This is a genomic window from Pseudomonas sp. UBA6753 (assembly GCF_002453565.1).
GTDB lineage: Bacteria > Pseudomonadota > Gammaproteobacteria > Pseudomonadales > Pseudomonadaceae > Aquipseudomonas > Aquipseudomonas putida_Z.
On the sequence record NZ_DKHD01000035.1, the window covers coordinates 223,965 to 247,258 of the forward strand.

Annotated in this window: 19 protein-coding genes; 11 read left to right on the forward strand and 8 right to left on the reverse strand. The window is 65.8% G+C overall.

Annotated features, from left to right (window positions below; all coding sequences use genetic code 11):
* Positions 1–43: 43 nt before the first annotated feature.
* The 5 genes from ptxS (at position 44) to B2790_RS15465 (ending at position 5,187) form a co-directional block, all read left to right on the forward strand.
* Positions 44–1,063, forward strand: coding sequence for a transcriptional regulator PtxS (gene ptxS, locus B2790_RS15445; protein WP_286919154.1), 1,020 nt, complete (start codon positions 44–46; stop codon positions 1,061–1,063).
* A 67-nt stretch (positions 1,064–1,130) separates the two neighbouring features.
* The gene (locus B2790_RS15450; RefSeq protein WP_286919155.1) at positions 1,131–1,919 is read left to right on the forward strand and encodes an AP endonuclease; all 789 of its coding nucleotides are present in this window, start codon (positions 1,131–1,133) and stop codon (positions 1,917–1,919) included.
* The gene (locus B2790_RS15455; protein ID WP_085692517.1) at positions 1,912–2,862 is read left to right on the forward strand and encodes a sugar kinase; all 951 of its coding nucleotides are present in this window, start codon (positions 1,912–1,914) and stop codon (positions 2,860–2,862) included. The genes B2790_RS15450 and B2790_RS15455 overlap by 8 nt, the downstream gene beginning before the upstream one ends.
* A gap of 58 nt (positions 2,863–2,920) precedes the next feature.
* Complete coding sequence (locus B2790_RS15460) at positions 2,921–4,213, forward strand: MFS transporter (protein ID WP_054571847.1); 1,293 nt, start codon at positions 2,921–2,923, stop codon at positions 4,211–4,213.
* Between the two features lie 11 nt (positions 4,214–4,224).
* The gene (locus tag B2790_RS15465; protein ID WP_085664766.1) at positions 4,225–5,187 is read left to right on the forward strand and encodes a 2-hydroxyacid dehydrogenase; all 963 of its coding nucleotides are present in this window, start codon (positions 4,225–4,227) and stop codon (positions 5,185–5,187) included.
* A gap of 195 nt (positions 5,188–5,382) precedes the next feature.
* Here B2790_RS15465 and B2790_RS15470 read toward each other — a convergent pair whose 3' ends face one another.
* Positions 5,383–6,687, reverse strand: a complete 1,305-nt coding sequence (locus B2790_RS15470) for an MFS transporter (protein ID WP_063914168.1) — start codon at positions 6,685–6,687, stop codon at positions 5,383–5,385.
* Between the two features lie 520 nt (positions 6,688–7,207).
* Between B2790_RS15470 and B2790_RS15475 the strand changes: the two genes are divergently transcribed.
* On the forward strand, positions 7,208–8,083 hold the full coding sequence (locus B2790_RS15475; protein ID WP_025339272.1) for an AEC family transporter: 876 nt from the start codon (positions 7,208–7,210) through the stop codon (positions 8,081–8,083).
* 120 nt (positions 8,084–8,203) lie between these two features.
* Here B2790_RS15475 and B2790_RS15480 read toward each other — a convergent pair whose 3' ends face one another.
* The 4 genes from B2790_RS15480 to B2790_RS15495 all read right to left on the reverse strand — a co-directional run bounded on the left by B2790_RS15480 (position 8,204) and on the right by B2790_RS15495 (position 14,466).
* Entirely contained in the window at positions 8,204–8,797 is a 594-nt protein-coding gene (locus B2790_RS15480; RefSeq protein WP_286919156.1) for a hypothetical protein, read from the reverse strand.
* Positions 8,798–9,011: 214 nt separating this feature from the next.
* Positions 9,012–10,145, reverse strand: a complete 1,134-nt coding sequence (locus tag B2790_RS15485) for an HlyD family secretion protein (RefSeq protein ID WP_286919157.1) — start codon at positions 10,143–10,145, stop codon at positions 9,012–9,014.
* Positions 10,142–11,791: an MFS transporter gene (locus B2790_RS15490; protein ID WP_025339269.1), complete on the reverse strand. Its 1,650-nt coding sequence runs from the start codon at positions 11,789–11,791 to the stop codon at positions 10,142–10,144. Before B2790_RS15490 ends, B2790_RS15485 begins: the two co-directional genes overlap by 4 nt.
* 158 nt (positions 11,792–11,949) lie before the next feature.
* The gene (locus tag B2790_RS15495; protein WP_286919158.1) at positions 11,950–14,466 is read right to left on the reverse strand and encodes an excinuclease ABC subunit UvrA; all 2,517 of its coding nucleotides are present in this window, start codon (positions 14,464–14,466) and stop codon (positions 11,950–11,952) included.
* Between the two features lie 202 nt (positions 14,467–14,668).
* Here B2790_RS15495 and B2790_RS15500 point away from each other — a divergent pair, with 202 nt between their 5' ends.
* The 4 genes from B2790_RS15500 (at position 14,669) to B2790_RS15515 (ending at position 19,530) form a co-directional block, all read left to right on the forward strand.
* Positions 14,669–15,844, forward strand: coding sequence for a M20 aminoacylase family protein (locus B2790_RS15500; RefSeq protein ID WP_286919159.1), 1,176 nt, complete (start codon positions 14,669–14,671; stop codon positions 15,842–15,844).
* Between the two features lie 82 nt (positions 15,845–15,926).
* The gene (locus B2790_RS15505; protein WP_015270478.1) at positions 15,927–17,237 is read left to right on the forward strand and encodes a citrate-proton symporter; all 1,311 of its coding nucleotides are present in this window, start codon (positions 15,927–15,929) and stop codon (positions 17,235–17,237) included.
* The gene (locus B2790_RS15510) at positions 17,237–18,691 is read left to right on the forward strand and encodes an amidase (protein ID WP_286919171.1); all 1,455 of its coding nucleotides are present in this window, start codon (positions 17,237–17,239) and stop codon (positions 18,689–18,691) included. Before B2790_RS15505 ends, B2790_RS15510 begins: the two co-directional genes overlap by 1 nt.
* Positions 18,692–18,756: 65 nt before the next feature.
* Positions 18,757–19,530 carry an IclR family transcriptional regulator gene (locus B2790_RS15515; protein WP_025339264.1) on the forward strand — a complete coding sequence of 258 codons (774 nt, stop codon included), beginning with the start codon at positions 18,757–18,759 and terminating at the stop codon, positions 19,528–19,530.
* Positions 19,531–19,679: 149 nt separating this feature from the next.
* Here the strand turns inward: B2790_RS15515 and B2790_RS15520 are convergent, their stop codons facing one another.
* From B2790_RS15520 to B2790_RS15530, 3 genes are all read right to left on the reverse strand, one after another.
* A complete protein-coding gene (locus B2790_RS15520; protein ID WP_003260483.1) occupies positions 19,680–20,591 on the reverse strand; it encodes a LysR family transcriptional regulator in 912 nt (303 codons plus the stop codon).
* A 274-nt stretch (positions 20,592–20,865) separates the two neighbouring features.
* Positions 20,866–21,522: an HAD family hydrolase gene (locus B2790_RS15525; RefSeq protein WP_286919160.1), complete on the reverse strand. Its 657-nt coding sequence runs from the start codon at positions 21,520–21,522 to the stop codon at positions 20,866–20,868.
* Positions 21,523–21,746: 224 nt separating this feature from the next.
* Complete coding sequence (locus B2790_RS15530; RefSeq protein ID WP_084785190.1) at positions 21,747–21,992, reverse strand: DUF2790 domain-containing protein; 246 nt, start codon at positions 21,990–21,992, stop codon at positions 21,747–21,749.
* Between the two features lie 219 nt (positions 21,993–22,211).
* Here B2790_RS15530 and B2790_RS15535 point away from each other — a divergent pair, with 219 nt between their 5' ends.
* Entirely contained in the window at positions 22,212–23,261 is a 1,050-nt protein-coding gene (locus tag B2790_RS15535) for an alpha/beta hydrolase family protein (protein WP_286919161.1), read from the forward strand.
* Positions 23,262–23,294: the final 33 nt, after the last annotated feature.

Here is a 23,294-nt window from a genome sequence, read left to right on the forward strand (position 1 = left end):
GAAACCGGTTTCATCGCTATCACAACAATCATAAGGACAGCCCATGACCGACGCGCCTGCCCATGCCCGCGAACGGGTCACCATCAGCGAAGTAGCGCGTGTCGCTGGCGTTTCCAAGGCCACCGTCTCCCGTTACATCGGCGGTGACCGGCAGTTGCTCGCCGAAGCAACCGCCAAGCGCCTGGAAGAGGTCATCGAGCGCCTCGGTTACCGCCCCAACCAGATGGCCCGTGGCCTGAAGCGCGGCCAGACGCGCCTGATCGGCATGCTGGTGGCCGATATCCTCAACCCCTATTCAGTGGCCGTGATGCATGGCGTGGAAACTGCCTGCCGCCAGCACGGCTACAGCCTGGTGGTGTGCAACACCAACCGCGACGACGAGCAGGAGCGTCACCACCTGGTGGCCCTGCAGTCCTACAACGTCGAAGGGCTGATCGTGAACACGCTTGGCCATCACCCCGGCGAATTGCTCAACCTGCAGCGCGACATCCCCATGGTGCTGGTCGACCGCCAGTTGCCCGAACTGAATGTCGACCTGGTGGGCCTGGACAATGCCGACGCGGTCGAGCAGGCCCTGGACCACCTGCAGGCGCAAGGCTACCGCGACATCCTGGCGGTAACCGAACGCCTCGATGGCACCAGCTCGCGCCTGGAGCGGGTACAAGCGTTCGGCACATCGATCAGCCGGCGCCCCGGCATGCGCCAGCAGGTGCTGGAAATCGGCGCCGGGCTGGATGGCCAGCTGGCTTCGTTCCTCGCCGGCAGCGGCCATGGCCCGCAGGCCATCTTCACCTTCAACGGTGTCGCCACCCTGGCCGTGAGCCGGGCCCTGCACCAGGCAGGGCGCAATCTGTTCGCGGACGTCGGGTTGATCGCGCTCGACGACCTTGACTGGTACCCCTTGGTCGGCAGCGGCATCACTGCACTGGCCCAGCCCACCGAGCGAATCGGCGTGGCAGCGTTCGAGAGCCTGCTTGGCCGCCTGCGCGGCGACAGCGGGGCAGCCCGGCGCATCGACTTCAAGGCCGAGCTGATCATCCGAGGTTCAACCCAGCCACAGTAGTCACAGGCAGGCACCCGCGTGCCTGCTGTCATCAAAAAATGAAACCGGTTTCATAAGGACAACAACAATGCACTCGAGCCCCGTTTCCATCAGCCTCTCCAGCTACGGCGCCGACTTTGTCCGGCAACGTGGCCAGGAGCAGTTCCTTGACCTGCTGGCTGCCGCTGGCGTTACCCGCGTGGAACTGCGCGAAGAACTGTTCACTCGTGCGCCGGACACTGCAGCGCTGGCTGCAGCCATTTCCGCGCTGCGCCTGGAGTGCCTGTATTCCACACCCCTGGAGCTGTGGACCGCAGAAGGCGAGCTTGACCCGCAATTGGCGCAAAAGCTGGAAACCGCCCGAGGCCTTGGCGCGGTAGCGCTCAAGGTTTCCCTGGGCCACTACCATGCGGGCTGTGACGTCGCGGCCTTGGCGACGCTGTTGCCGGCGCACGGGCCGTTGCTGCTGGTGGAGAATGACCAGACCGCGCAAGGTGGACGAATCGAACCCCTGCAGCAGTTTTTCCAGCGTGCCGACGAGCTCGGGCTGAGCCTTGGCATGACCTTCGATATCGGTAACTGGCAGTGGCAGGGCGAGCCTGCCCGGCACGCCGCACGCCAGCTTGGCCGCTGGGTGCGCTATGTGCACTGCAAGGCCGTGCAGCGCCGGGCCGATGGCCGCCTGGTAGCCGTCCCGCCAGAGACTGCGGACCTGCAGGAGTGGGCCGAGCTGATGGCCGAGTTCACCCCCGGCGTGGTGCGTGCTGTCGAGTACCCGTTGGTGAGCGACGATCTGCTGGCGCTGACCCGTGCCCAGGTGCGCGACCTGGCGGCGCTGGGGCAGGGCGTATCGAGTGAGGAGCTGAGCCATGCATGAGCATGACGTGCTGTGTTTCGGCGAGACCATGGCCATGTTCGTCGCTGAGCAGGCCGGCGACCTGGCCAGTGTCGGCCAGTTCGGCAAGCGCATCGCCGGCGCCGACAGCAACGTGGCCATCGGCCTGGCGCGGCTGGGCTTCAAGGTCCGCTGGCTGAGCCGGGTGGGCGACGATTCGCTGGGCCGCTTCGTGCTCGACAGCCTGCGCCGCGAAGGCCTGGACTGCTCCGGCGTCGAGGTGGATGCCAGCTACCCCACCGGTTTCCAGCTCAAGGCCCGCTGCGATGACGGCAGCGACCCGGCGGTGGAGTACTTCCGCCGTGGCTCGGCGGCCAGCCGGCTGTCGCCGGCGTTGCTGCGCCCGGGCTCTTTGCAGGCCCGCCACCTGCACGCCACCGGCATCCCGCCGGCGCTGTCGGAGGGCTGCCGGGCGCTGTCGCATGCGTTGATGGACGCCATGCGTGCCGCCGGGCGCAGTATCTCGTTCGACCCCAACCTGCGCCCCTCGCTGTGGCCTGACCAAAGCAGCATGGTGCGCGAAGTCAATGCCCTGGCGGCCAAGGCCGACTGGGTTCTGCCAGGCCTGGAAGAGGGCCGCCTGCTGACCGGCCAGCACACCCCGGCGGACATCGCCGCGTTCTACCTCGACCAAGGGGTGGAACTGGTGGTGATCAAGCTGGGCGACGCCGGTGCCTACTTCCGCAGCGCCAAGGGCGAAGGCCAGGTTGCGCCAGTGCCGGTCAGCCATGTGGTGGACACCGTTGGCGCCGGCGATGCCTTTGCCGTCGGCGTGCTCAGTGCGCTGCTGGAGGGCCACCCGGTAGCCGAGGCAGTGTCGCGTGGCAACTGGTGCGGCAGCCGTGCCGTGCAATCGCGTGGCGACATGGAAGGGCTGCCGCTGCGCCATGAGCTGCAAGCCCACGACCTGCGCAGAAGCGCGTGAACACTTGACCCCGAAACACCTGTTGCAACAAAAACAACAAGCTCAGGAGAAACGAACCATGCAAAGCCAAAGCCTGGCACCTCGCCGCTGGTGGTACATCATCCCAATCGTGTTCTTCACCTATAGCCTGGCGTACCTGGACCGCGCCAACTACGGGTTCGCCGCCGCTTCCGGCATGGCTGAAGACTTGCACATCACCCCCGCACTGTCTTCGCTGCTGGGGGCACTGTTCTTCCTTGGTTACTTCTTCTTCCAGGTACCTGGCGCCATCTACGCCGAAAAGCGCAGTGTGAAGAAGCTGATCTTTGTCTGCCTGATCCTCTGGGGTGGCCTTGCCACGCTCACCGGCGTGGTCAGCAACGTCTACATGCTGATCGGCATCCGCTTCCTGCTCGGGGTGGTGGAGGCGGCGGTGATGCCGGCCATGCTGGTGTACCTGTGCCACTGGTTCACCCGCGCCGAGCGTTCACGCGCCAATACCTTCCTGATCCTCGGCAACCCGGTGACCATCCTGTGGATGTCGGTGGTGTCGGGCTACCTGGTCAAGCATTACGACTGGCGCTGGATGTTCATCATCGAAGGCCTGCCCGCGGTCATCTGGGCGTTCTTCTGGTGGCGCCTGGTGGATGACCGCCCGGCCCAGGTGAACTGGCTGAGCGAGCAGGAAAAGGCCGCCCTGGAGCAGGCGCTGGCTGCCGAGCAGCAAGGCATCAAGCCGGTGAAGAACTACCGCGAGGCGTTCCGCTCGCCGCAGGTGATCATCCTTTCGCTGCAGTACTTCTGCTGGAGCATCGGTGTGTATGGCTTCGTGCTGTGGTTGCCGTCGATCCTCAAGCAGGCGGCCAACCTCGACATCGTGCAGGCCGGCTGGCTGTCGTCGGTACCTTACCTGGCGGCGGTGTTGGGTATGGTGGGTGTGTCGTGGGCGTCCGACCGCCTGCAGAAGCGCAAGCGCTTCGTCTGGCCGCCACTGCTGATTGCCGCCGTTGCGTTCTATGGCTCGTACGCCCTGGGCAGCGAGCACTTCTGGTTGTCGTACGCGTTGCTGGTGGTCGCCGGCGCCTGCATGTACGCACCCTATGGCCCGTTCTTCGCGATCGTGCCCGAGATCCTGCCGGCCAACGTCGCGGGCGGTGCCATGGCGCTGATCAATAGCATGGGCGCGCTGGGCTCGTTCGGTGGCTCGTGGCTGGTGGGTTATCTCAATGGCGTCACGGGCGGGCCCGGTGCCTCCTACCTGTTCATGTGCGGTGCGCTGCTGGCCGCAGTGGCGCTTACCGCCGCACTCAATACTTCCCAGACATCCGGCCGGGCCAAGCGCGGCAACTCGCGCCTGGCCATGAACCATTAGGAACCTGTGCAATGAAGAAGCGAATCGTCCTGTACAAACGCCTGTCCGACGACTTGATGGCACGCCTGCAAGAGCGCGTCGAGGTGACCTGGGTGGACACCTCCGGGCCCGATGGCCTGGCGCGCCTGCGCGATGCCTTGCCGGGAGCGCACGGGCTGCTGGGGGCCAGCCTGCGCCTGGACGCCAGCTTGCTCGACCTGGCGCCACAGCTTGAAGTGGTGTCCAGCGTTTCGGTCGGTGTGGACAACTACGACATCGCCGAGCTCAGCCGGCGTGGCGTGATGTTGACCAACACCCCCGACGTGCTGACCGAAACCACTGCCGACACGGGCTTTGCCTTGATCCTGGCCACCGCCAGGCGGGTGGTGGAGCTGGCGAACTGGGTGCGAGACGGGAACTGGCAGGCCAACCTCGGCCCGGCGCATTTCGGCAGCGATGTGCACGGCAAGACGCTGGGCATCGTCGGCATGGGCCGCATCGGCGAGGCCCTGGCCCGGCGTGCCGCGGCCGGCTTCGGCATGCGTGTGCTGTATCACAGTCAGCGTGCCAAGCCTGAGGTGGAGGCGCGCCATGCGGCGCGTCAATGCAGCCTGGACGAGCTGTTGCAGCAGGCGGATTTCGTTTGCCTGACCGTGCCGCTGAGTGCCAGCACCGAAGGCCTGATCGGCGCGCGGGAGCTGGCGCTGATGAAGCCGCAGGCAATCCTGGTGAACATTTCCCGCGGGCGCGTGGTGGATGAGCCGGCGCTGATCGAAGCGTTGCGTGCTCGGCGCATCCGCGGCGCCGGCCTGGATGTGTTCGTGCAGGAGCCGTTGCCGGCGCAGTCGCCGTTGTTGCAGCTGGACAACGTGGTGGCGACCCCGCATATCGGCTCGGCGACCGAGGAAACCCGCCAGGCCATGGCGCGCTGTGCGGTGGACAACCTGCTCAGTGCGCTGGCTGGTGAGCGCCCGGCCAACCTGGTGAATGGCTAAAGCCAGATCCACAAACCTGCGCGGCCCCTGTGAGAGCAGGTTTACCCGCGAAGCAGGCGACGCGGTGGATGGCACCGGCTACGCCGGTGTTCGCGGGCGCGCCCGCTCCCACAGGTAGGGCGCATTCCTTAAGCTGGTGAGGTCCCTGTGGGAGCGGCCTTGTGTCGCGAAAGGGCTGCAGGGCAGCCCCCGGAGTCAATGCGATTCTGAACGCTGCGCCTGCGCTGGCGCAGCACTCTCCACCGGCTCCAGCGGCGGGTGCTCCTGCGCCGCATGCATCAGGTCTTCGGTCACCCGCAGCTCGGCACCGGTCGGCGAGAAGGTGGTCGAAGCGGTGAACGGGGCCGGGTGCTCTGCCGCCGGGCGCTTGCCACGGCGCCACATGAAGAAGCACACCATGGCCAGGTTGACCACGGCAAAGGCCCAGAACAACCCGGCCTCGCCAAACTCGGTCATCATCGGCGAAATGGCCACCGGCGCCATGGCCGAACCCAGCGAGTTGATCAGCAGCAGGCCCTGGATCATCGGCACCAGTGCATCCGATGGCGCCCGGTCGGCCGCATGGCTGACCGCCACCGGGTACAGGGTGAACACGCCACCACCCAGCAGGAACAGCATCGCCGGCAGCAGGATCGAGTCCGACGGCAGGAACACCGTGACCAGCGACAGCAGCACGCACAGCGCGGCCAGGGCGATCAGCACATCCTGGCGGTCCTTGCGGTCGGACCAGCGCCCGACCGGGTATTGCAGCAGCATGGCACCAAGAATCACCCAGGCCATCATGTTGCCGACCTCGCCCACATCCAGGCCGATGCGCTGCAGGTACAGCGGCAGCAAGGCATAGATGCCGGCAATGGCCACACCCGAACCGAAGCAGCCGACCAGGCCCGACGGCGCAACGCCCAGCAACTGGCGCGGCTTGAGCGGTTCGACCTGGTCCAGCAGTGGCGACACCCGCGGCAGGATCACGATGGGCAGTACCGACAGGGCGGCGAGCACGCCGGCCAGCATGAACGGTGCGGTGTCGCCCATGTGGGTGATTTCGCCAAGGCCGGCCTGGGCGATGACCCCGGCGCCGTAAAAGGCGATCATGTACAGCGCCAGCAGACGGCCGCGGATCTTGGCGTCACCGGCCAGCAGCAGCCAGCTTTCGATCACCAGAAACACGCCCACCGCCGCCCAGCCGTTGATCAGGCGCAGCACCGACCACCAGGTGACGTCGTAGAACAGGCCTTGCAGCAGGATGGTCACGGCGATCAGCGAGGCGAAGCTGGTGTAGGCGCGGATATGGCCGATGCGCAGGATCAGCCGGTCGTTGAAGATGGCACCCAGGGTCAGGCCGATGAAGTAGGTCGAGGAGACCACACCGATGGTGGTGGCCGACTCGCCGGCAGCGCCCAGGCGCAGGGTGGTAAGGGAAGACATGAAGCCGTTGCCCAGGGCAATGATGAACAGCCCGAGCAGGGGCGCCAGCGCCATGGCCAGCAAACGCGGAGACATACGTACCTCTAGTTGGATGAGCGGAATGAGCGCCTTTTCGGACGCGCACACCGGCTCGACCCGAACGGGGCCGAGGGGCTGCACGGATGTGCCTGGGCTGGATGCGACGCTGCCGGTTGCCACCGTTCAAGGCGACGGGCGAAAAGGAAGCGCGATTCTACGGGCTTGCGCGGTTTTGCCCAAGGGGCTTGGGTGTGCGACGAGACGCCGCAGTCTGTGGGCGACACGAATGCGTCTTGGGCGGACATCCCGGGGCCGCTTTGCGGCCCAATCGCCGGCAAGCCAGCTCCCACCTCGACTGCATCGACCTCAAGCATTGTGCACTACCTGTGGGAGCCGGCTTGCCGGCGATGAGGCCAGAACAGGCAACACAAGACAGTTACTCCCGCATGGTGGTGATACCTCAAGGCTTGGCGCTGTACCTGTGGGAGCCGGCTTGCCGGCGATTGGGCTGCAAAGCAGCCCCGGCAATCCCGCAGACTGCGGCATAATGCGGGGCCCACCCCCAAGGAAGGCCCCCATGTTCGCTTCGCTGTTCGCAGTCCTGGCCCCGGTTTTCATCGTCGCCGGCATCGGCTATGCCTGGGCCCGCAAGGGCCTGGACTACCCCACCGAATTCATCGCCCGGGTGGTGATGACCGTCGGCACCCCGTCGCTGGTGCTGTCCACGCTCAGCCGCACCGAACTGGACCCGACCGCCTTCACCAGCATGGCCATGGCCTGCCTGCTGTGCACCCTGGGCATGGCCCTGGCCGGGTTGCTGGTGTGCCGCGCTTCGGGCATGCACTGGCGTGTGCTGTTGCCGGCATTCATGTTCCCCAACACCGGCAACATGGGCCTGCCGATCAGCCTGTACGCCTTTGGCGAACACGGCCTGGCCCTGGCCGTGGCGTTCTTCCTGACCCTTTCGATCGTGCAGTTCACCCTCGGCATGGCCATTTCCGGTACTGCGGCTTCGCTCAAGGCACTGCTGCGCAACCCCATCGTGATCAGCCTGGCCGGCGCCATGCCGATCATCTTTCTCGATTTCGAGTTGCCGCGCTGGCTGGCTAATACTGCAGACCTGCTGGGCGGCATGACCATCCCGCTGATGTTGCTGACACTGGGTGTGTCGCTGGCCAGCATTCGCCTGCGCCATGTGGGCAGCGGCATGCTGCTGGGCGGTTTGCGCATTGGCCTGGGGGCTGCCGTTGGCTGGGCGGTAGGTGCGGCGCTGGGCATGGGCAGCCTGGAGCGTGCGGTGCTGGTGGTGCAGTCGGCGATGCCGGTGGCGGTGTTCAACTACCTGATGGCGGTGCGCGCCAACCGCGAACCGGAGCAGGTGGCGAACCTGGTGATGTGCTCTACGGTGCTGTCGTTTGCCTGGTTGCCGGTGGTGCTGGCTTGGTGGATGTAAGCCGCTTGTACCGGCCTCTTCGCGGGCATGCCCGCTCTCACAGGTACAGCGCAGCTCTCAAAACCAGTGGTGCACCTGTGGGAGCGGGCGAGCCCGCGAAGAGGCCGGTAAAGCAAACGGCTATTTCTCCAGCAACCGCCACCCCTGGCTGGTCAGCACCATCGCCCGGGTTTCCTTGAGCGGCGTGTCATTGCTGGCCACCGCCTTGCCCAGTTCGGCAATGCTGGCCTTGACCCCATCATCCCCGGCCCACGCCGGTAACCCAGTGATCTTGTAGGCATAGGTCACATTCGACATCTTCTGCCCAGTCACCTCGCTCGGCTCACTGAACTGCTCGATGGCGGTGACCTGCGCCTTGCCGAAGCACAGCCCGTTATCCGCCTTGTAGTACTTGCGGCCTTCGTCGGTGAGGTCATAGGCGTAGTAGATGTCCGTGCGTGCCGCTTGCCACAGGCGGGCGGGCACCTCGGTGCGCGAGATCTCCTTTTCGCTGACCACACCTACCTGGGCCAGGGCATGCAACGCCTTGTTGGTGCCATGGAGGTCGAAGTCCTGGGTCTTGGTCGGGAATGAACTGATGACGAAGCAGTGCGGGTACTGGGTATCGAGGTAGGCCTGGGCGGCCTTCTGGAAACTGGCCTCGCTGGTGTCCTCGCTGTTCGAGCAACCGGCCAGGGTTGCCAACAGCGCCAGCGGCACGATCTTCCTGTACATGGTGACACTTCCTTGAGTGACAAAGGCAAACGGGTCGTGCGCGATTAGAACCTACGGGCTAGAGCGGCGCAATCATGGCAAGACGGCATCTCGGCATGTGCTTCACTGGCCCAATCGCCGGCAAGCCAGCTCCCACAGGTACACCACAGGCCTGAGAGCTGCATCGTAACTGTGGGAGCTGGCTTGCCGGCGATTGGGCCGGTAAAGGCGAACATCACTGTTCGCCACGAGTATCGATACTGACTACCACCGACATCCCCGGCCGCAAGCGCCGAGCTTCCGGCTGGTCGGCATCCACGGTGATCCGCACCGGTATGCGCTGGGAAATCTTGACGAAGTTGCCGGTGGCATTGTCCGCCTGCAGCAAGGCGAACTCCGAGCCGGTGGCCGGTGAGATCTGCTGCACGTGCCCATGCAGCTTCAGGTGGTTCAGCGCATCCACGGTGAAACTCACCGGCTGGCCGATGCGTACATCGGCCATCTGGGTTTCCTTCATGTTGGCGATCACCCACAGGGTGTCGGGCACCAGCGCCATCAACTGTGCACCTGAATTGACATAGGCCCCCAGGCGCGTGCCGATCTGCCCCAGCTGGCCGTCGCGCGGGGCGGTGACGCGGGTGTTGTCGAGGTCGATGCGGGCCAGCTCCACGGCGGCCTTGGCGTTTTCCACCGAGGCCTCCAGCGCGGCCCGGTTGACCACCACGGTTTCGCGGTCCTGGCGGGCGATTTCCAGTGCTGCCTTGGCCTGGGCCAGGCTGGCGACCGCTGCAGCTTCGCTGGCCCGGGCCAGGTCCAGGTCGCGCCGCGACACCGAGCCATCGCTGACCAGCGCCTGGTTGCGGCCGAGGTCGGCCCTGGCCTTGGTTGCCTGGGCGGCGGCATCGCCGATGGCCGCCTGGCGTTGGGCAATGGTGGCTTCGGCGCTGTTGCGCTGCTGCAGGTTGTTGGCCAGGGCCGCCTGTTGTTGCTGCAGCTGGGCGATGGCCTGGGCCAGGCGTTGCTTGTAGATGCGATCGTCCAGTTGCACCAGCAGGTCGCCGGCCTTGACGAACTGGAAGTCATGCACCGGCACATCGACGATATAGCCGCTCAACTGCGGCCCGATGATGGTCACCTGGCCGCGCACCAGGGCGTTCTCGGTGCTTTCGATGGCGCTGCTGAATGGCGGCAGGCGCCAGGCATACAGCACCAGCAGGATGCCGGCCAGGGCCACGCAGGCGAAGCTGATCGACGACAGGATACGCACCCGCCGCGAACGCACCGGGCTGGTCGGCTCGCTGGGCGGCGTGGCACCTTCCGGGGTTTCGGCGATGGCAGTGGTGGTCGTGGTGCGGGTGTCGTCGGTCATCGGGTGGGCGCGCCGGGGGTGGAGTCAGGGGAAATGGCCCGGCGTTTGGTGTGCCAGAGCCAGGTGCTACGGATACAGATCCAGATCATGGTCAGAATAGCGATGCTGCCGATCAGCACGAACACATCGTTGTAAGCCATGATGTTCGCCTCGCGGGTGGCGGCACTGGCCAGCAGGCGCATGCCGGCTTCGCTGCGCAGGGCCGGGTCGGCGATGATGCCGCCGTAGCCGGCACCGCCACTTTGCACGCGGGCCGTGACCAAGGGTTCCAGGTAGCTGAGGCGGTCCATCAGGTGGCTGGAGTGGAATTTTTCCCGCCAGGTCTGGAAGGTGCCCAGCAGCGCCGCGCCAATCAGCCCGCCGAGGTTGTTGCAGATGCCGAACAGCACCGAGAAACTCACCAGGTTGCGCGGGTTGGCGCGCACATGGCTGATGCCAAGGGCCATGGACGGGCCGAGGAAGAAGGTGCTGCCGAACGCCAGCAGGAACTGGCTGAGGTACATCTGTGCCGGGCGGGTGAGGTTGCTCGAACTGCTGTCCATGAAGGCGCCGGTGGCCATGGCCAGCAGCGAGATGAACAGCGGGATCACCAGGTGGTTGGGGTTGATGGTGAGGGCACTGCTGGCCAGGCCGGCCACCGCGCCCAGCAGCATGACCGCGTACAGCGTGCGCATCTGCTCGCTGCCCAGGTTCAGCGCCTGCAGGAAGCCGACCGCCCCGGTGGACTGCTCCGAGGTGACCATGCGGATCAGCACCACGCACAGGGCCAGGCGAATGATCGCGCCGCTGCCCAGCCAGCGGGTCATCAGCAGCGGGTTCTGGCGGTTGTGCTCGATGGCCAGGCCGCTGAAGATCAGCGCGATGGAGGCCGCCAGGGCCATGCCGATCCAGGGCGCCTCCAGCCACCAGTCGATACGCCCGAGTGACAGCACGGCGCACAGCAGCGCGGTACCGCTGGCCATCAGCGAGAAGGTGAGAAAGTCCAGCGGCTCGAAGGTCTTGAAGCGGTCACCGGGGGGCAGCTTGAGCATCAGCACGCAGCCCAGCGCGGCCAGCGCCAGGCCCAGTTCGAACAGGTACAGGCCACGCCATTCGGCGATCTGCAGCAGGTCTTCGGAAAATATCCGTGCCAGCGGCAACGCCAGCTGCGAGGCGCCCAGGCCAAGCACCATCGCCTTCAGGCGCCATTGCGCCGGGAACGCCTGGATCATGTAGTACAGCCCCAGCGAGCTGAGTGCGGCACCGACCATGCCATGGGCCGCCCGCACGGCGATGGCCGAGTTGAGGTCGTTGACCAGCAGGTGGGCGAAGGTGACCAGGGCATAGAGCACCAGGAACACCTCGGTGAACGCGCGCAGGCCGAATTGCTGGCGGAACTTCACCAGCAGCAGGTTGATGGACACGTTGGTCATCACGTAGGCGGCCGGCAACCAGGCCATTTCCGCGGTGGTTGCGCCCAGCGCTCCTTGCAGGAACACAAGGTTGGCGGTGACCAGCGCGTTGCCCAGGCCACCGGTGATCGCCACCAGCAGCCCGACCACGCCGTAGGCCAGGCGTTTGGCGGGCGTGTGCAGGGGCGTGGAGGGGGAGCCCGGCAGGCTGGGTTTTTCGTGGGGGAGCCACTGGCGGGGGGCGTATTTGTCCATGGGGCAGACTGTACTTGAGGGTGCCGGGGGATGAAAACAGTCTATCTCCTGTGCCGGCCTCTTCGCGGGCTTGCCCGCTCCCACAGGTACTGCACAGCTTGCACGACTGCGGTGAACCTGTGGGAGCGGGCAAGCCCGCGAAGAGGCCGGTGCAGGCGCTACAAGGCCTTGGCCAGAAACTCCGCAGTGCGGCTTTCAGCACACCTGGCCACCACCTGTGGCGTGCCGCTGACCACCACCTGGCCCCCGGCATCGCCGGCCCCAGGCCCGATGTCGATCACCCAGTCGCTCTGCGCCACCACTCGCATGTCGTGCTCGACCACCACCACGCTGTGCCCACCATCGACCAGGCGGTTGAGCTGTACCAGCAGCCGGTCGATGTCCTGCGGGTGCAAGCCGTTGGTGGGTTCGTCCAGTACATACAGCGTCGCCCCGCGGGCCATGCGTTGCAGCTCGGTGGCCAGCTTGATGCGCTGCGCCTCGCCGCCGGACAGTTCGGTGGCCGGCTGGCCCAGGCGCAGATAGCCCAGGCCGATGTCCTGCAGCACCTGCAGGCAGCGCCGCGCCGCTGGCTGTTCGGCAAACACCAGCAGGGCCTGGTCGACCGTCAACTGCAGCACCTGCGCAATGTTCATGCCCTGCCAGCTCACCGCCAGGGTTTCCGGGTTGTAGCGGGCGCCATGGCAGGTCGGGCAGGGCGCATAGACGCTGGGCATGAACAGCAACTCGACGCTGACGAAGCCTTCGCCCTCGCAGTTCTCGCAGCGCCCCTTGGCAACGTTGAAGGAGAAACGCCCGGCATCGAAGCCTTTTGCCTTGGCCTGTTCGGTGGCGGCGAACAACTTGCGCACATGGTCGAACAGGCCGGTGTAGGTGGCCAGGTTGGAGCGGGGCGTACGGCCGATCGGCTTCTGGTCGACCTGCACCAGGCGCTTGATGCTCCCAAGGCCCGCGCTCACATGCCCGCCGCTGGCCTGTTCGGGTTCATCTTCCAGGCTCTGCTCTTCGGGCTCGTTGCGTTGGGCGGCATGGCCCAGGTGCGCACCCACCAGCTCCAGAAGCGCCTGGCTGACCAGGCTCGACTTGCCCGAACCGGAAATACCGGTAACGGCGGTAAAGCAACCCAGCGGGAATTGCGTACTGAGGTTGTTCAGGTTGTTGCGGCTGATGCCTTCGAGCTTCAGCCAGTCGTGGGCCTGGCGTGGTGCGCGCGTGGTCTGGGCCGGTGCACTGAACAGGTAGGCCCGGGTGCTCGACTGCTCGACCTGGGCCAGGCCCGTGGGCGGCCCGCTGTAGAGGATGGTGCCGCCATGCTCGCCAGCGGCAGGCCCTACATCCACCAGCCAGTCGGCGCGGCGCATGGTGTCCAGGTCGTGTTCCACCACATAGACCGAGTTGCCCGCGTGCTTCAGGCGCTGCAGCGCCTCGAACAGGGCTTCGCTGTCGGCCGGGTGCAAACCGGCCGAAGGCTCGTCGAGCACGTAGATCACGCCAAACAACTGCGAGTTCAGCTGGGTGGCCAGGCGCAGGCGTTGCAGCTCGCCAGAGGACAGGGTCGGGGTGCTGCGCTCCAGGGCCAGGTAGCCCAGGCCCAGGTCGAGCAGGGTGTCGATGCGTTCGAGCAGCTCGTTGGCGATGCGTTGGGCAGCCAGGCGCTTTTCCAGGGTCAGGTCGTCCTGCTGTTGTGCCAGGTAATCTGCTGCCGCCACCTTGCGCAACACCTCGGCCAGCGCCTGCAGCGACAGGTGCGACAGCTCGGCGATATCCAGGCCGGCGAAGGTCACCCCCAGGGCCTCGCGCTTCAGGCGCTTGCCCTGGCACAGCGGGCACGGGCTGGGGCGCATGAACTGGGCAACGCGCTTGCGCATCTGCGCGCTTTGCGAGTGCATGAAGGTGTGCAGCACGTAACGCCGGGCACCCATGAACGTGCCCTGGTAGCTGGGCTCTAGCTTGCGCTTGAGGGCGGCGCGGGTCTGCGCCGGGGTCAGCCCGGCATACACCGGCGCGGTGGGCGTTTCTTCGGTGAACAGGATCCAGTCACGCTGCGCCTGTGGCAGGTCGCGCCAGGGGGTATCGACGTCGTAGCCCAGCGTCACCAGGATGTCGCGCAGGTTCTGGCCCTGCCAGGCCATCGGCCACGCCGCCACGGCGCGTTCGCGGATGGTCAGCGACGGGTCGGGGACCATGGTCGCTTCGTTCACTTCGTAGACCCGGCCCATGCCATGGCATTCCGGGCAGGCGCCCTGCGGCGTGTTGGGCGAGAAATCCTCGGCATACAGCATCGCCTGGCCGGCCGGGTAGTGGCCGGCGCGGGAGTAGAGCATGCGGATCGAACTGGACAGGGTGGTCACGCTGCCCACCGAGGAACGTGCACTCGGCGTGCCGCGTTGCTGCTGCAGGGCCACGGCCGGGGGCAGGCCTTCGATGGCGTCGACGTCCGGCACGCCGACCTGGTCGATCAGGCGTCGGGCATAGGGCGCGACCGATTCGAAGTAGCGGCGCTGGGCTTCGGCGTAGAGGGTGGAGAAGGCCAGCGAGGACTTGCCCGAGCCGGACACGCCGGTGAACACCACCAGTGCGTCACGGGGGATATCGACATCGATGTTCTTGAGGTTGTGCTCGCGGGCGCCACGGACGCGTATGAAACCGGTGGGGGTGGTGGGGCGTGGGGGCATGACGCAGTCCTTGGCTTTGGCTGAACAGTGCGCCCAAGGTAACAGCAAAGGCACGACTTTGTGTTCCACCGTGTGAAACCAGATTCGATTGTGCTCCCAGCTTCCTCGCGCTTATCTGTCAGCCAAGCACGACCTGCCTTACCCGTCGTGACCTCAAGGCGAACAACAAGAACGGGAAACCACCCGCGCGAGGAGACTCTACATGTCCCGACATCAGCACATCCTGGCCTGGCTGAACGATGTGGCCAGCGACCTGCACGCAATCCGTCATGATATCCACGCTCACCCGGAACTGGGCTTCGAAGAAAGCCGCACTTCGGCGCTGGTTGCCCGACTGCTCGAAGAATGGGGCTATGAAGTGCACACCGGTATCGGCAAGACCGGCGTGGTCGGCGTACTGCGCAATGGCAGCAGCCCACGCCGCCTGGGCCTGCGCGCCGACATGGACGCGCTGCCCATCCACGAGGCTACCGGCGCCGCGTACAGCAGCCAGCACCAGGGCTGCATGCACGCCTGCGGCCATGACGGGCATACCACCATGCTGCTTGGCGCCGCGCGCTACCTGGCGGCGACCCGGCAGTTCGACGGGACGCTGACGCTGATCTTCCAGCCGGCCGAGGAGGGCCAGGGTGGCGCCGAGGCGATGCTGGCCGATGGTTTGCTGGAGCGCTTCCCTTGCGATGCACTGTTCGGCATGCACAACATGCCCGGGCTGCCGGCCGGGCACCTGGGCTTTCGCGAGGGGCCGATGATGGCCTCGCAAGACCTGCTCACGGTGACCCTCGACGGGGTTGGCGGCCACGGCTCGATGCCGCACCTGACCGTCGACCCGCTGGTGGCGGCGGCCAGTGTGGTGATGGCCCTGCAAACCGTGGTGGCGCGCAATATCGATGCGCAGGAGGCGGCCGTGGTTACCGTCGGCGCCTTGCAGGCCGGCGAAGCGGCCAACGTGATCCCGCAGCAGGCGCTGCTGCGCCTGAGCCTGCGCGCGCTGAGCGCCGACGTGCGGGCGCAGACCCTGGAGCGGGTGCGGGCCATTATCGTCAGCCAGGCCGAGAGCTTTGGCTGCAGCGCCACCCTCGAACATCGCCCGGCCTACCCGGTGTTGGTCAACCATGCCGCGGAAAACGCCTTCGCCCGGCAGGTGGGGGTGGAATTGCTCGGTGCCGAGGCAGTGGATGGCAACACCCGCAAGCTGATGGGCAGCGAAGATTTCGCCTGGATGCTGCAACGCTGCCCCGGCGCCTACCTGTTCATCGGCAATGGCGTATCGCGGCCGATGGTGCACAACCCGGCCTACGACTTCAACGACGACATCCTGCTGACCGGCGCCGCCTACTGGGGCGCGCTGGCAGAGCGCTGGCTCGCGTCCGCCTGACCTTTCCTTTTGACGACTGCCGCTGGAACCCGGGCGCGACCGCGCCTGGGCGATCACCCAATCATTGTGTGGAGTGTTTCCTATGCAGACTTCGAGCACCGGCGTGTCGCGTACCCGGCAAGTGGTCGCCGCCGTCATCGGCAACGCCCTGGAGTGGTATGACTTTATCGTGTACGGCTTTCTGGCCAGCATCATCGCCCGGCAGTTCTTCCCCTCCGACGACGAATACGCCTCGCTGCTGATGGCCCTGGCCACCTTCGGCGTCGGCTTTTTCATGCGCCCGGTGGGCGGCGTGCTGCTGGGCATGTATTCCGACCGCAAGGGCCGCAAGGCGGCGATGCAGATGATCATCCGGCTGATGACCGTGTCCATTGCCATGATCGCCTTTGCCCCCGACTACCTGGCCATTGGCATGGCCGCGCCGATGCTGATCGTGGTGGCGCGCATGCTGCAGGGTTTTGCCACCGGCGGCGAGTACGCCAGCGCCACGGCCTTCCTGGTGGAGAGCGCGCCGGCCCACCGCAAGGGCCTGTACGGCTCGTGGCAGCTGGTGGGGCAGTGCCTGGCGGTGTTCTCCGGGGCGGCGATGGTGGCCTTGGTCACCCACTTGTGCACGCCAGCGGCGCTGGACAGCTGGGGCTGGCGTATCCCGTTCGTGCTCGGCCTGCTGATCGGCCCGGTGGGGCTGTGGATTCGCAAGCACATGGAAGAGCCCGAGGAATTCATCGAGGCGCGCCGCCAGGCCAAGGGCCAGTCGCCCAGCCTGTGGCAGGTGCTGCGTGAGCATCGGCGCAGCCTGTTGGTATCGATGGGCCTGGCCTGTGGCGCGACGGTGTCGTTCTACGTGGTGCTGGTGAACATGCCGACCTTCGCCCACAAGAACCTCGGCCTGCCGCTGGACCAGGTGCTGCTGGTGCAGATGCTTGCGGTTGGGCTGATGACCGTGGTGATCCCGCTGTCCGGGGCGTTGTCTGACCGGCTGGGGCGGCGCCCGGTGCTGATGGCCTTCACCCTGGCGTTCTTCGTCATGGTCTACCCGTTGTATGTGTGGGTGGCTGCCGCGCCGTCGCTGGAGCGCCTGCTGGTGATGCAACTGCTGTTGTGCACCGCCATCGGTGGCTTCTTCGGGCCGGCGCCCACGGCCCTGGCCGAGCAGTTCCCGGTCGAGGTGCGTTCTACCGGTGTGTCGGTGGCCTATAACGTGGCGGTGATGGTGTTCGGCGGCTTCGCCCCGTTGATCGTCACCTGGCTGAGCAAGGTGCTCGGTACCCCGGTGGCGCCGTCGTTCTATGTGCTGTTCGCCTGCCTGCTGACACTGCTGGGCACCTATTGCCTGAAAGAAGCCCCACGCGCGGGCAAGCCTGCCGCTTTCAACCTTGGAGTGAAACCGTGATGCCGCTAGCCATCGACCCCATCGTTGCCCTCGATGCCGAGGCATTGTCCCGGGCCATCCATGCCCGCCAGATGTCGTGCCGGGAGGTGGTGCAGGCTTATCTGGCGCATATCGAACGCTTCAACCCGCAGGTCAATGCGCTGGTGTCGCTGCGCCCGGCAGAGGCGCTGTTGGCCGAGGCCGATGAGCGTGACCGCGAGCTGGGCCGTGGCTATTCGCGCGGCTGGATGCATGGCATGCCCCAGGCGATCAAGGACCTGGCCGCCACTGCCGGGCTGCGCACCACGTTGGGCTCGCCGCTGTTCGCCGAGCAGGTGCCCGAGCAGGACGCGATCAGTGTGGCGCGGGTGCGGGCCAGTGGTGCGCTGATCGTGGGCAAGAGCAATGTGCCGGAATTCGGCCTTGGTTCGCAGACCTACAACACCCTGTTCGGCACCACCACCAACGCCTACGACCCGGGTAAGGTGGCCGGGGGCAGCAGCGGTGGGGCGGCGGCGGCGCTGGCCATGCGCCTGCTGCCGGTCGCCGACGGCAGCGACATGATGGGCTCGCTGCGCAACCCGGCGGCGTTCAACAACGTGTATGGCCTGCGCCCGTCGCAGGGCCGCGTACCCCACGGGCCGGCGCCGGAACTGTTCGTGCAGCAGCTGGCCACCGAGGGGCCGATGGGCCGCAGCGTGGTGGATGTGGCGCGGCTGTTGTCGACCCAGGCGGGCTTCGATGCGCGTGCGCCGTTGTCGCTGAGTGATGGCCGGCGCGATTTTGCCGCCGGGTTGCAGCGCGATTTCCGCGGCGTGCGGGTTGGCTGGCTGGGCGACTACGACGGCTACCTGGCGATGGATGACGGGGTGCTGAGCCTGTGCGAAGCGGCCCTGGCAGACTTCGCCGAACTGGGCTGCCGGGTCGAGGCCTGCCAACCGGCGTTCGACCTGGCGCGTTTGTGGCAATGCTGGCTGACCCATCGCCACTTCCTGGTGCACGGTAACCTCGCTGCGGCCTATGCCGACCCGGGCAAGCGCGCGCTGCTCAAGCCCGAGGCGCAGTGGGAGGTGGAGGGTGGCCTGCACCTGAGCGCGGCGGCGCTGTACCAGGCTTCGGTGGCCCGCAGCGACTGGTACCGCGCGCTGGTCAAGCTGTTCGAGCGTTACGATTACCTGCTGTTGCCATCGGCCCAGGTGTTCCCATTCGATGCACGGCAACCTTGGCCAACGGTGGTAGGAGGGCGCGCGATGGACACCTATCACCGCTGGATGGAAGTGGTGATAGGGCCGACCCTGGCCGGCTTGCCGAGCATCAGCGTACCGGTCGGCTTCAATGCTGCCGGGTTGCCCATGGGCCTGCAGATCATCGGCCCGGCCCAGGCCGACCATGCGGTGTTGCAGCTGGCCCATGCCCATGAACAGCTCACCCGTTGGGTAGCGCGGCGCCCACCCCGCAGCCTGCAAGCGCCATGAAACCGCTGGGCAGGCGCGGATCTTGCTGGCTATCCTGACCATCCAGCTACAGGGAGGTCACATTCATGGGCATCACGGCAGACAGTGGCGGCGTGCGTTCGGTGGAGCGGGCGCTGGCCATCGTCGACCTGCTTGGCGAACACCAGGCGCTGGGCCTGGAAGAACTGCATTACCTGACGGCGCTGCCCAAGGCCACGGTGTCGCGCATGCTTGCCACCTTGCAGGAGCAAGGCTGGGTCTATCGCGGCCTCAGCGACCGGCGTTACCGGCTGTGCGCGCGGCGCCTGTTCGGTGACCGCCAGCTGCGTTTCAAGCGGCGCCTGGTGGAACACGCAGCACCCATGTTGCTGGAGTTGAGCGAGCGCACCGGGTTGGTGGTTGACCTGTCGTGTTTCGACGGCGAGCGGCTGGAGGTGATGGAAAGCGCCATCCCCCAGGTATTGCGCAAACGCTACCCGCACACCTGCCAGATCGTCGGCCATCATGCCAGCCTGTTCCATTCGGCGATGGGGCGGGCGTGCCTGGGTGAGTTGGCGGTCGACGAAGTGCAGCGCCTGGCGGCCCATGCGCGGGTGGGCGACGAGACGGTGCTGCGCGACATCGAGGAGGAAGCGAACAAGGGGTTCGGCCAGCGCACCGAAGGGCACTGGGAGTACCCGGTGCGCTTGCCGTTCCTGATCCGCGCGATAGCCCTGCCGGTGCATGCCGAAGGGCGCCTGGCCGGGAGCATTGCCTTGCACTGGCCGCTGGACCAGGCGCCGGTGGAGCGGGTGTTGAACCTGCACCTGAACAGCCTGGCTACAACGGTGGGGGAGGTGCAGCGGGCCTTGGTGGTTTAGCGGGGACTTGTACTGGCCTCTTCGCGGGCTCGCCCGCTCCCACAGGTACCGAGCAGGTCTCAGGCAATGCACCATCCCTGTGGGAGCGGGCAAGCCCGCGAAGAGGCCAGTGCAGCAAACAACAAAAAAGAAGCTGTGTCCGAGGCCCCTCAGCGCTCCAGGCTGTACATCCGGCACTCTGCCAGCAACGCCAGCAGGTTCGGCTCCCGCTCCCGCGCCTTCAAGAACACCACGCCGATATGCTGCTGCAAGCGATATTGCGGCTTCAGTGCAATCAGCCTGACCCGGTTTTCGTACACCGCCGCGATACGCCCGGGCAGCAGGGCAAAGCCCACGCCCGAGCTGACCATGCTCAGCAGGGTGAAGATATCGTTCACCTGCATGGCCACCTTGGGTTCGAAGCCGGCCTGCTGGAACACCCGGGCGCCATCGCGGTGGGTGGCAAAGCCCTGGGTCAGGGTGATGAAGGTGGAGTCGGCCAGGTCGGCCAGGTCCACCTCGGCCTGTTCGGCGAAGGGTGAATCGATGGGCACCGCAAGGAAGATATCGTCGGAAAACAGCGGCAGCTGCTCGCATGCAGGGTCGCTGACGCTTTCGTCGAGCGACACGAGGATGGCCTCCAGCTCGTGGTTCTTCAGGCGCTGCAGCAGGTCGACGTTGGAGCCCAGGGTCAGGTCGATGTTGAGTTCGCTGCGGCGCAGCTTGAGGCCCATGACCAGCTTGGGCACGGTTTTCACCGTCAGCGAGTAGAGCGCGCCCAGGCGGAAGCGTTCGGCATAGAAACCGGCGGCCTCGCGGGTAAGGCGGACCATCTGCTCGGCGTCCTGGATCAGCTGGCGGGCTTTCTTTTCCAGCACGTAGGCGCTTTCCAGCGGGATCAGCTGGCGGCCTTCATGCTTGAACAGCGGGCAGCGCAGTGCGCTTTCCAGCGAGTGGATGGCACGGTGCACGCTGACGGCGCTGGTGGCCAGCTCGGCGGCGGCGCGGCCGAGGTTGCCGGTGCGCATGAAGGCGAGGAAGGTTTCCAGCTTCTTGAGGGTCAGTTCTTCGTCGATCAGCATGGGTTGACCTGGGTGTGCACAATGGCAGGGGCATGCATATTGCCTTGAAATCCTGGGGCCGCTTCGCAGCCCATCGCCGGCAAGCCAGCTCCCACAGGGACAGCGCATGGCTTGAGGCCGATGCGGTCGAGGAGGGAGCAACTGTCTTGTGCTGCCTGTTCTGGCCTGATCGCCGGCAGGCCAGCTCCCACAGGGATGGCGCATGGCTTGAGGCCGATGCGGTCGAGGAGGGAGCTGGCTTGCCGGCGATGGGGCGCGAAGCGGCCCCGTATGCTCATCGCATGGATCCGATCAAGGTCCACAACGCTGGGTCGTTGAAGTCACGGACAACCAGCTTCGCCCCCGCCGCCAGCAACCGCTCCGGCGTCTGTGTAGTGGCCACGCCCACGGTAAAGATCCCCGCGCCACTCGCTGCCGCCACCCCCGGCAGCGAATCCTCGAAGGCCAGTGCCTGCCCGGCCTCGGCACCCAGCCGCTGCAACCCGGTCAGGTAGGGCAGCGGGTCCGGCTTGGGCCGTGCCAGTTCCTCGGCCACCAGCACATGCTCGAAGCGCTGGCCCAGGCCCATGGCGTTCAACATGTGTTCGGCGTTCAGCCGCGGTGCGTTGGTCACCACGCACATGCCGATGTCATGAGCCCGGGCATGTTCCAGCAGGCGCACAAGGCCCGGCATCGGCTCGAGAGCCGGCGACATGTCGCGGAACAGCGCCTCCTTGCGGTCGGCCAGCTCCTGGCACTGCTCGGCACTGGCACCGGCAAACAGCTCGGCGAACAGCTCGCCGTTGGCGCGGCCGCTGACCTGGGCATCGAACTGCGCCTGGCTCAGCTCGCGGCCGTCATGCTCGCGCAGCAGTTGGCGAAAGGCCTGCAGGTGCAAGGTGTCAGTGTCGGTGAGGGTTCCGTCGAGGTCGAACAGCAGGGCAGTCAGCATTGGGTATCCAGGTCCAAAATCATGGGCGGGCCAGAAGGGAGATTCTTTGCCTTTGGAGTCACGTGAACTTCGCGACTTCCTGAGTGTACTGGAGTACGGCAGCCTTGGCAGAGCTGTGCTCGAACGCGAGGTTGGCGCCTGCGCGTCGAGTCAGCAACTGCCAAAGCTGGAAAGCCAACCGAGTAACCGGCCGTTGGCACGCTCCGGCTTTCGAAGTTTGGTCATCAGTTCTGGTTGGCGGAGGTGGCTGGGCGCAGGTAGCTGATCTTCTGCACCTTGCCGTCGCTGTCACGGTAGGTGAGGGTGGCGGTGTCGGCGTGGTCGGTGGCGTGGCCCGAGGCCTCCACCGCGATCACTTGGGCGATGTCCAGGTTCATGCCGTACTGGTACGGGGAGGCGGTCTGGGCGAAGGCGCCGACGCTGCTGCCAAAGGTCAGGGTGGCGATGGCGATTGCTTTGATGAAGGTCATGATCATGCTCCGTTAGCTTGGGTAGTGGGATCAGCGACTGCTTGCTGCCTGGGCTGAATATTGAGCGATAATATTTAGTGCGCAAAATATATTTCCACTATCCGGTCTATTGGAGCGCTGCATCGCCGGAAAGATTGTGTGGGTCGCGGCGAGGGCTGATATGTTTCCCGCGTACCGGTTTGCATCTGATCGACGCTGACCTATCAAGGAAGAAAAACAATGAAAACAGTGCTCGGCTTGTTGCTTTTTATCTGTCTGGACATACCTGCATTCGCTGGCTACAAGACCATTGGCTTCAAGACCTCGACATTACCGGACAGGCAAACTGACCGTCCGCTGGAGCTGGTCGTCTGGTACCCGAGTACGACCACTGCAACACCACAGTTGATCGCTGATACCCCGGTTTTCATCGGTGACCTCGCTGTGCGCGATGCACCTCCAGCTGCAGGCACCTATCCATTGGTGGTGCTTTCCCACGGCTTTCGCGGCAATTGGGGAAACCAGTCGTGGCTGGCCAGTGCACTGGCTCACCAAGGCTACATCGTGGCGGCGGTAAACCACCCCGGCACTACTACCCGCGATCACAACCCTGAAGCCGCGGCACAGTTGTGGCAGCGTCCCATTGACTTGCAGCGGGCCATCGATGCGGTCATGGCCCAGGCGGATCAGTTCGGGCGGGTGGCGAAGGGCCAAGTTGCAGTGGTCGGCCACTCACTGGGCGGCTGGACCGCGCTGGAAATTGCCGGCGCCCGCTTTGATCCCAAGCGTTTTGCCCAGGACTGTTCCATCCATCCGCAGCTGTCGAGTTGCAGCGTCTACAAGCAGATCAATGCCGACAGCGCCCCGGCATCGAAGGCTCGACTGGGTGGCGATTTGCGCGACAGTCGTGTCACCGCCATCGTTACCCTGGATCTTGGCCTGTCACGTGGCCTGACCGATGAAAGCCTTGCGGCTTTGCCAGTGCCGACGTTGGTGATTGCGGCCGGCGCGCCTTCTGAAGACCTTCCCGCGCAGCTGGAATCTGCTGACCTTGCCAAGCGTCTGCCCTCGGCGACGAGTCGTTATGTCGAGATCGAGGACGCCAGCCATTTCAGCTTCTTGTCGACGTGCAAACCAGACGCGATGGCGTTGCTCGAAGACGATGCTCCAGGGGATGGTGTCATTTGCCGGGACGGCGATAACGCCCGGTCGCGGGGGGCGATCCAGTTGCAGATCGCCTCGCTGGTGACTGAGTTCCTGGAGCAGCATTTTGGTCGTTGGTCTATGTAACGACGCAGCGATGGGGCGGGAACGGTCTGCTCC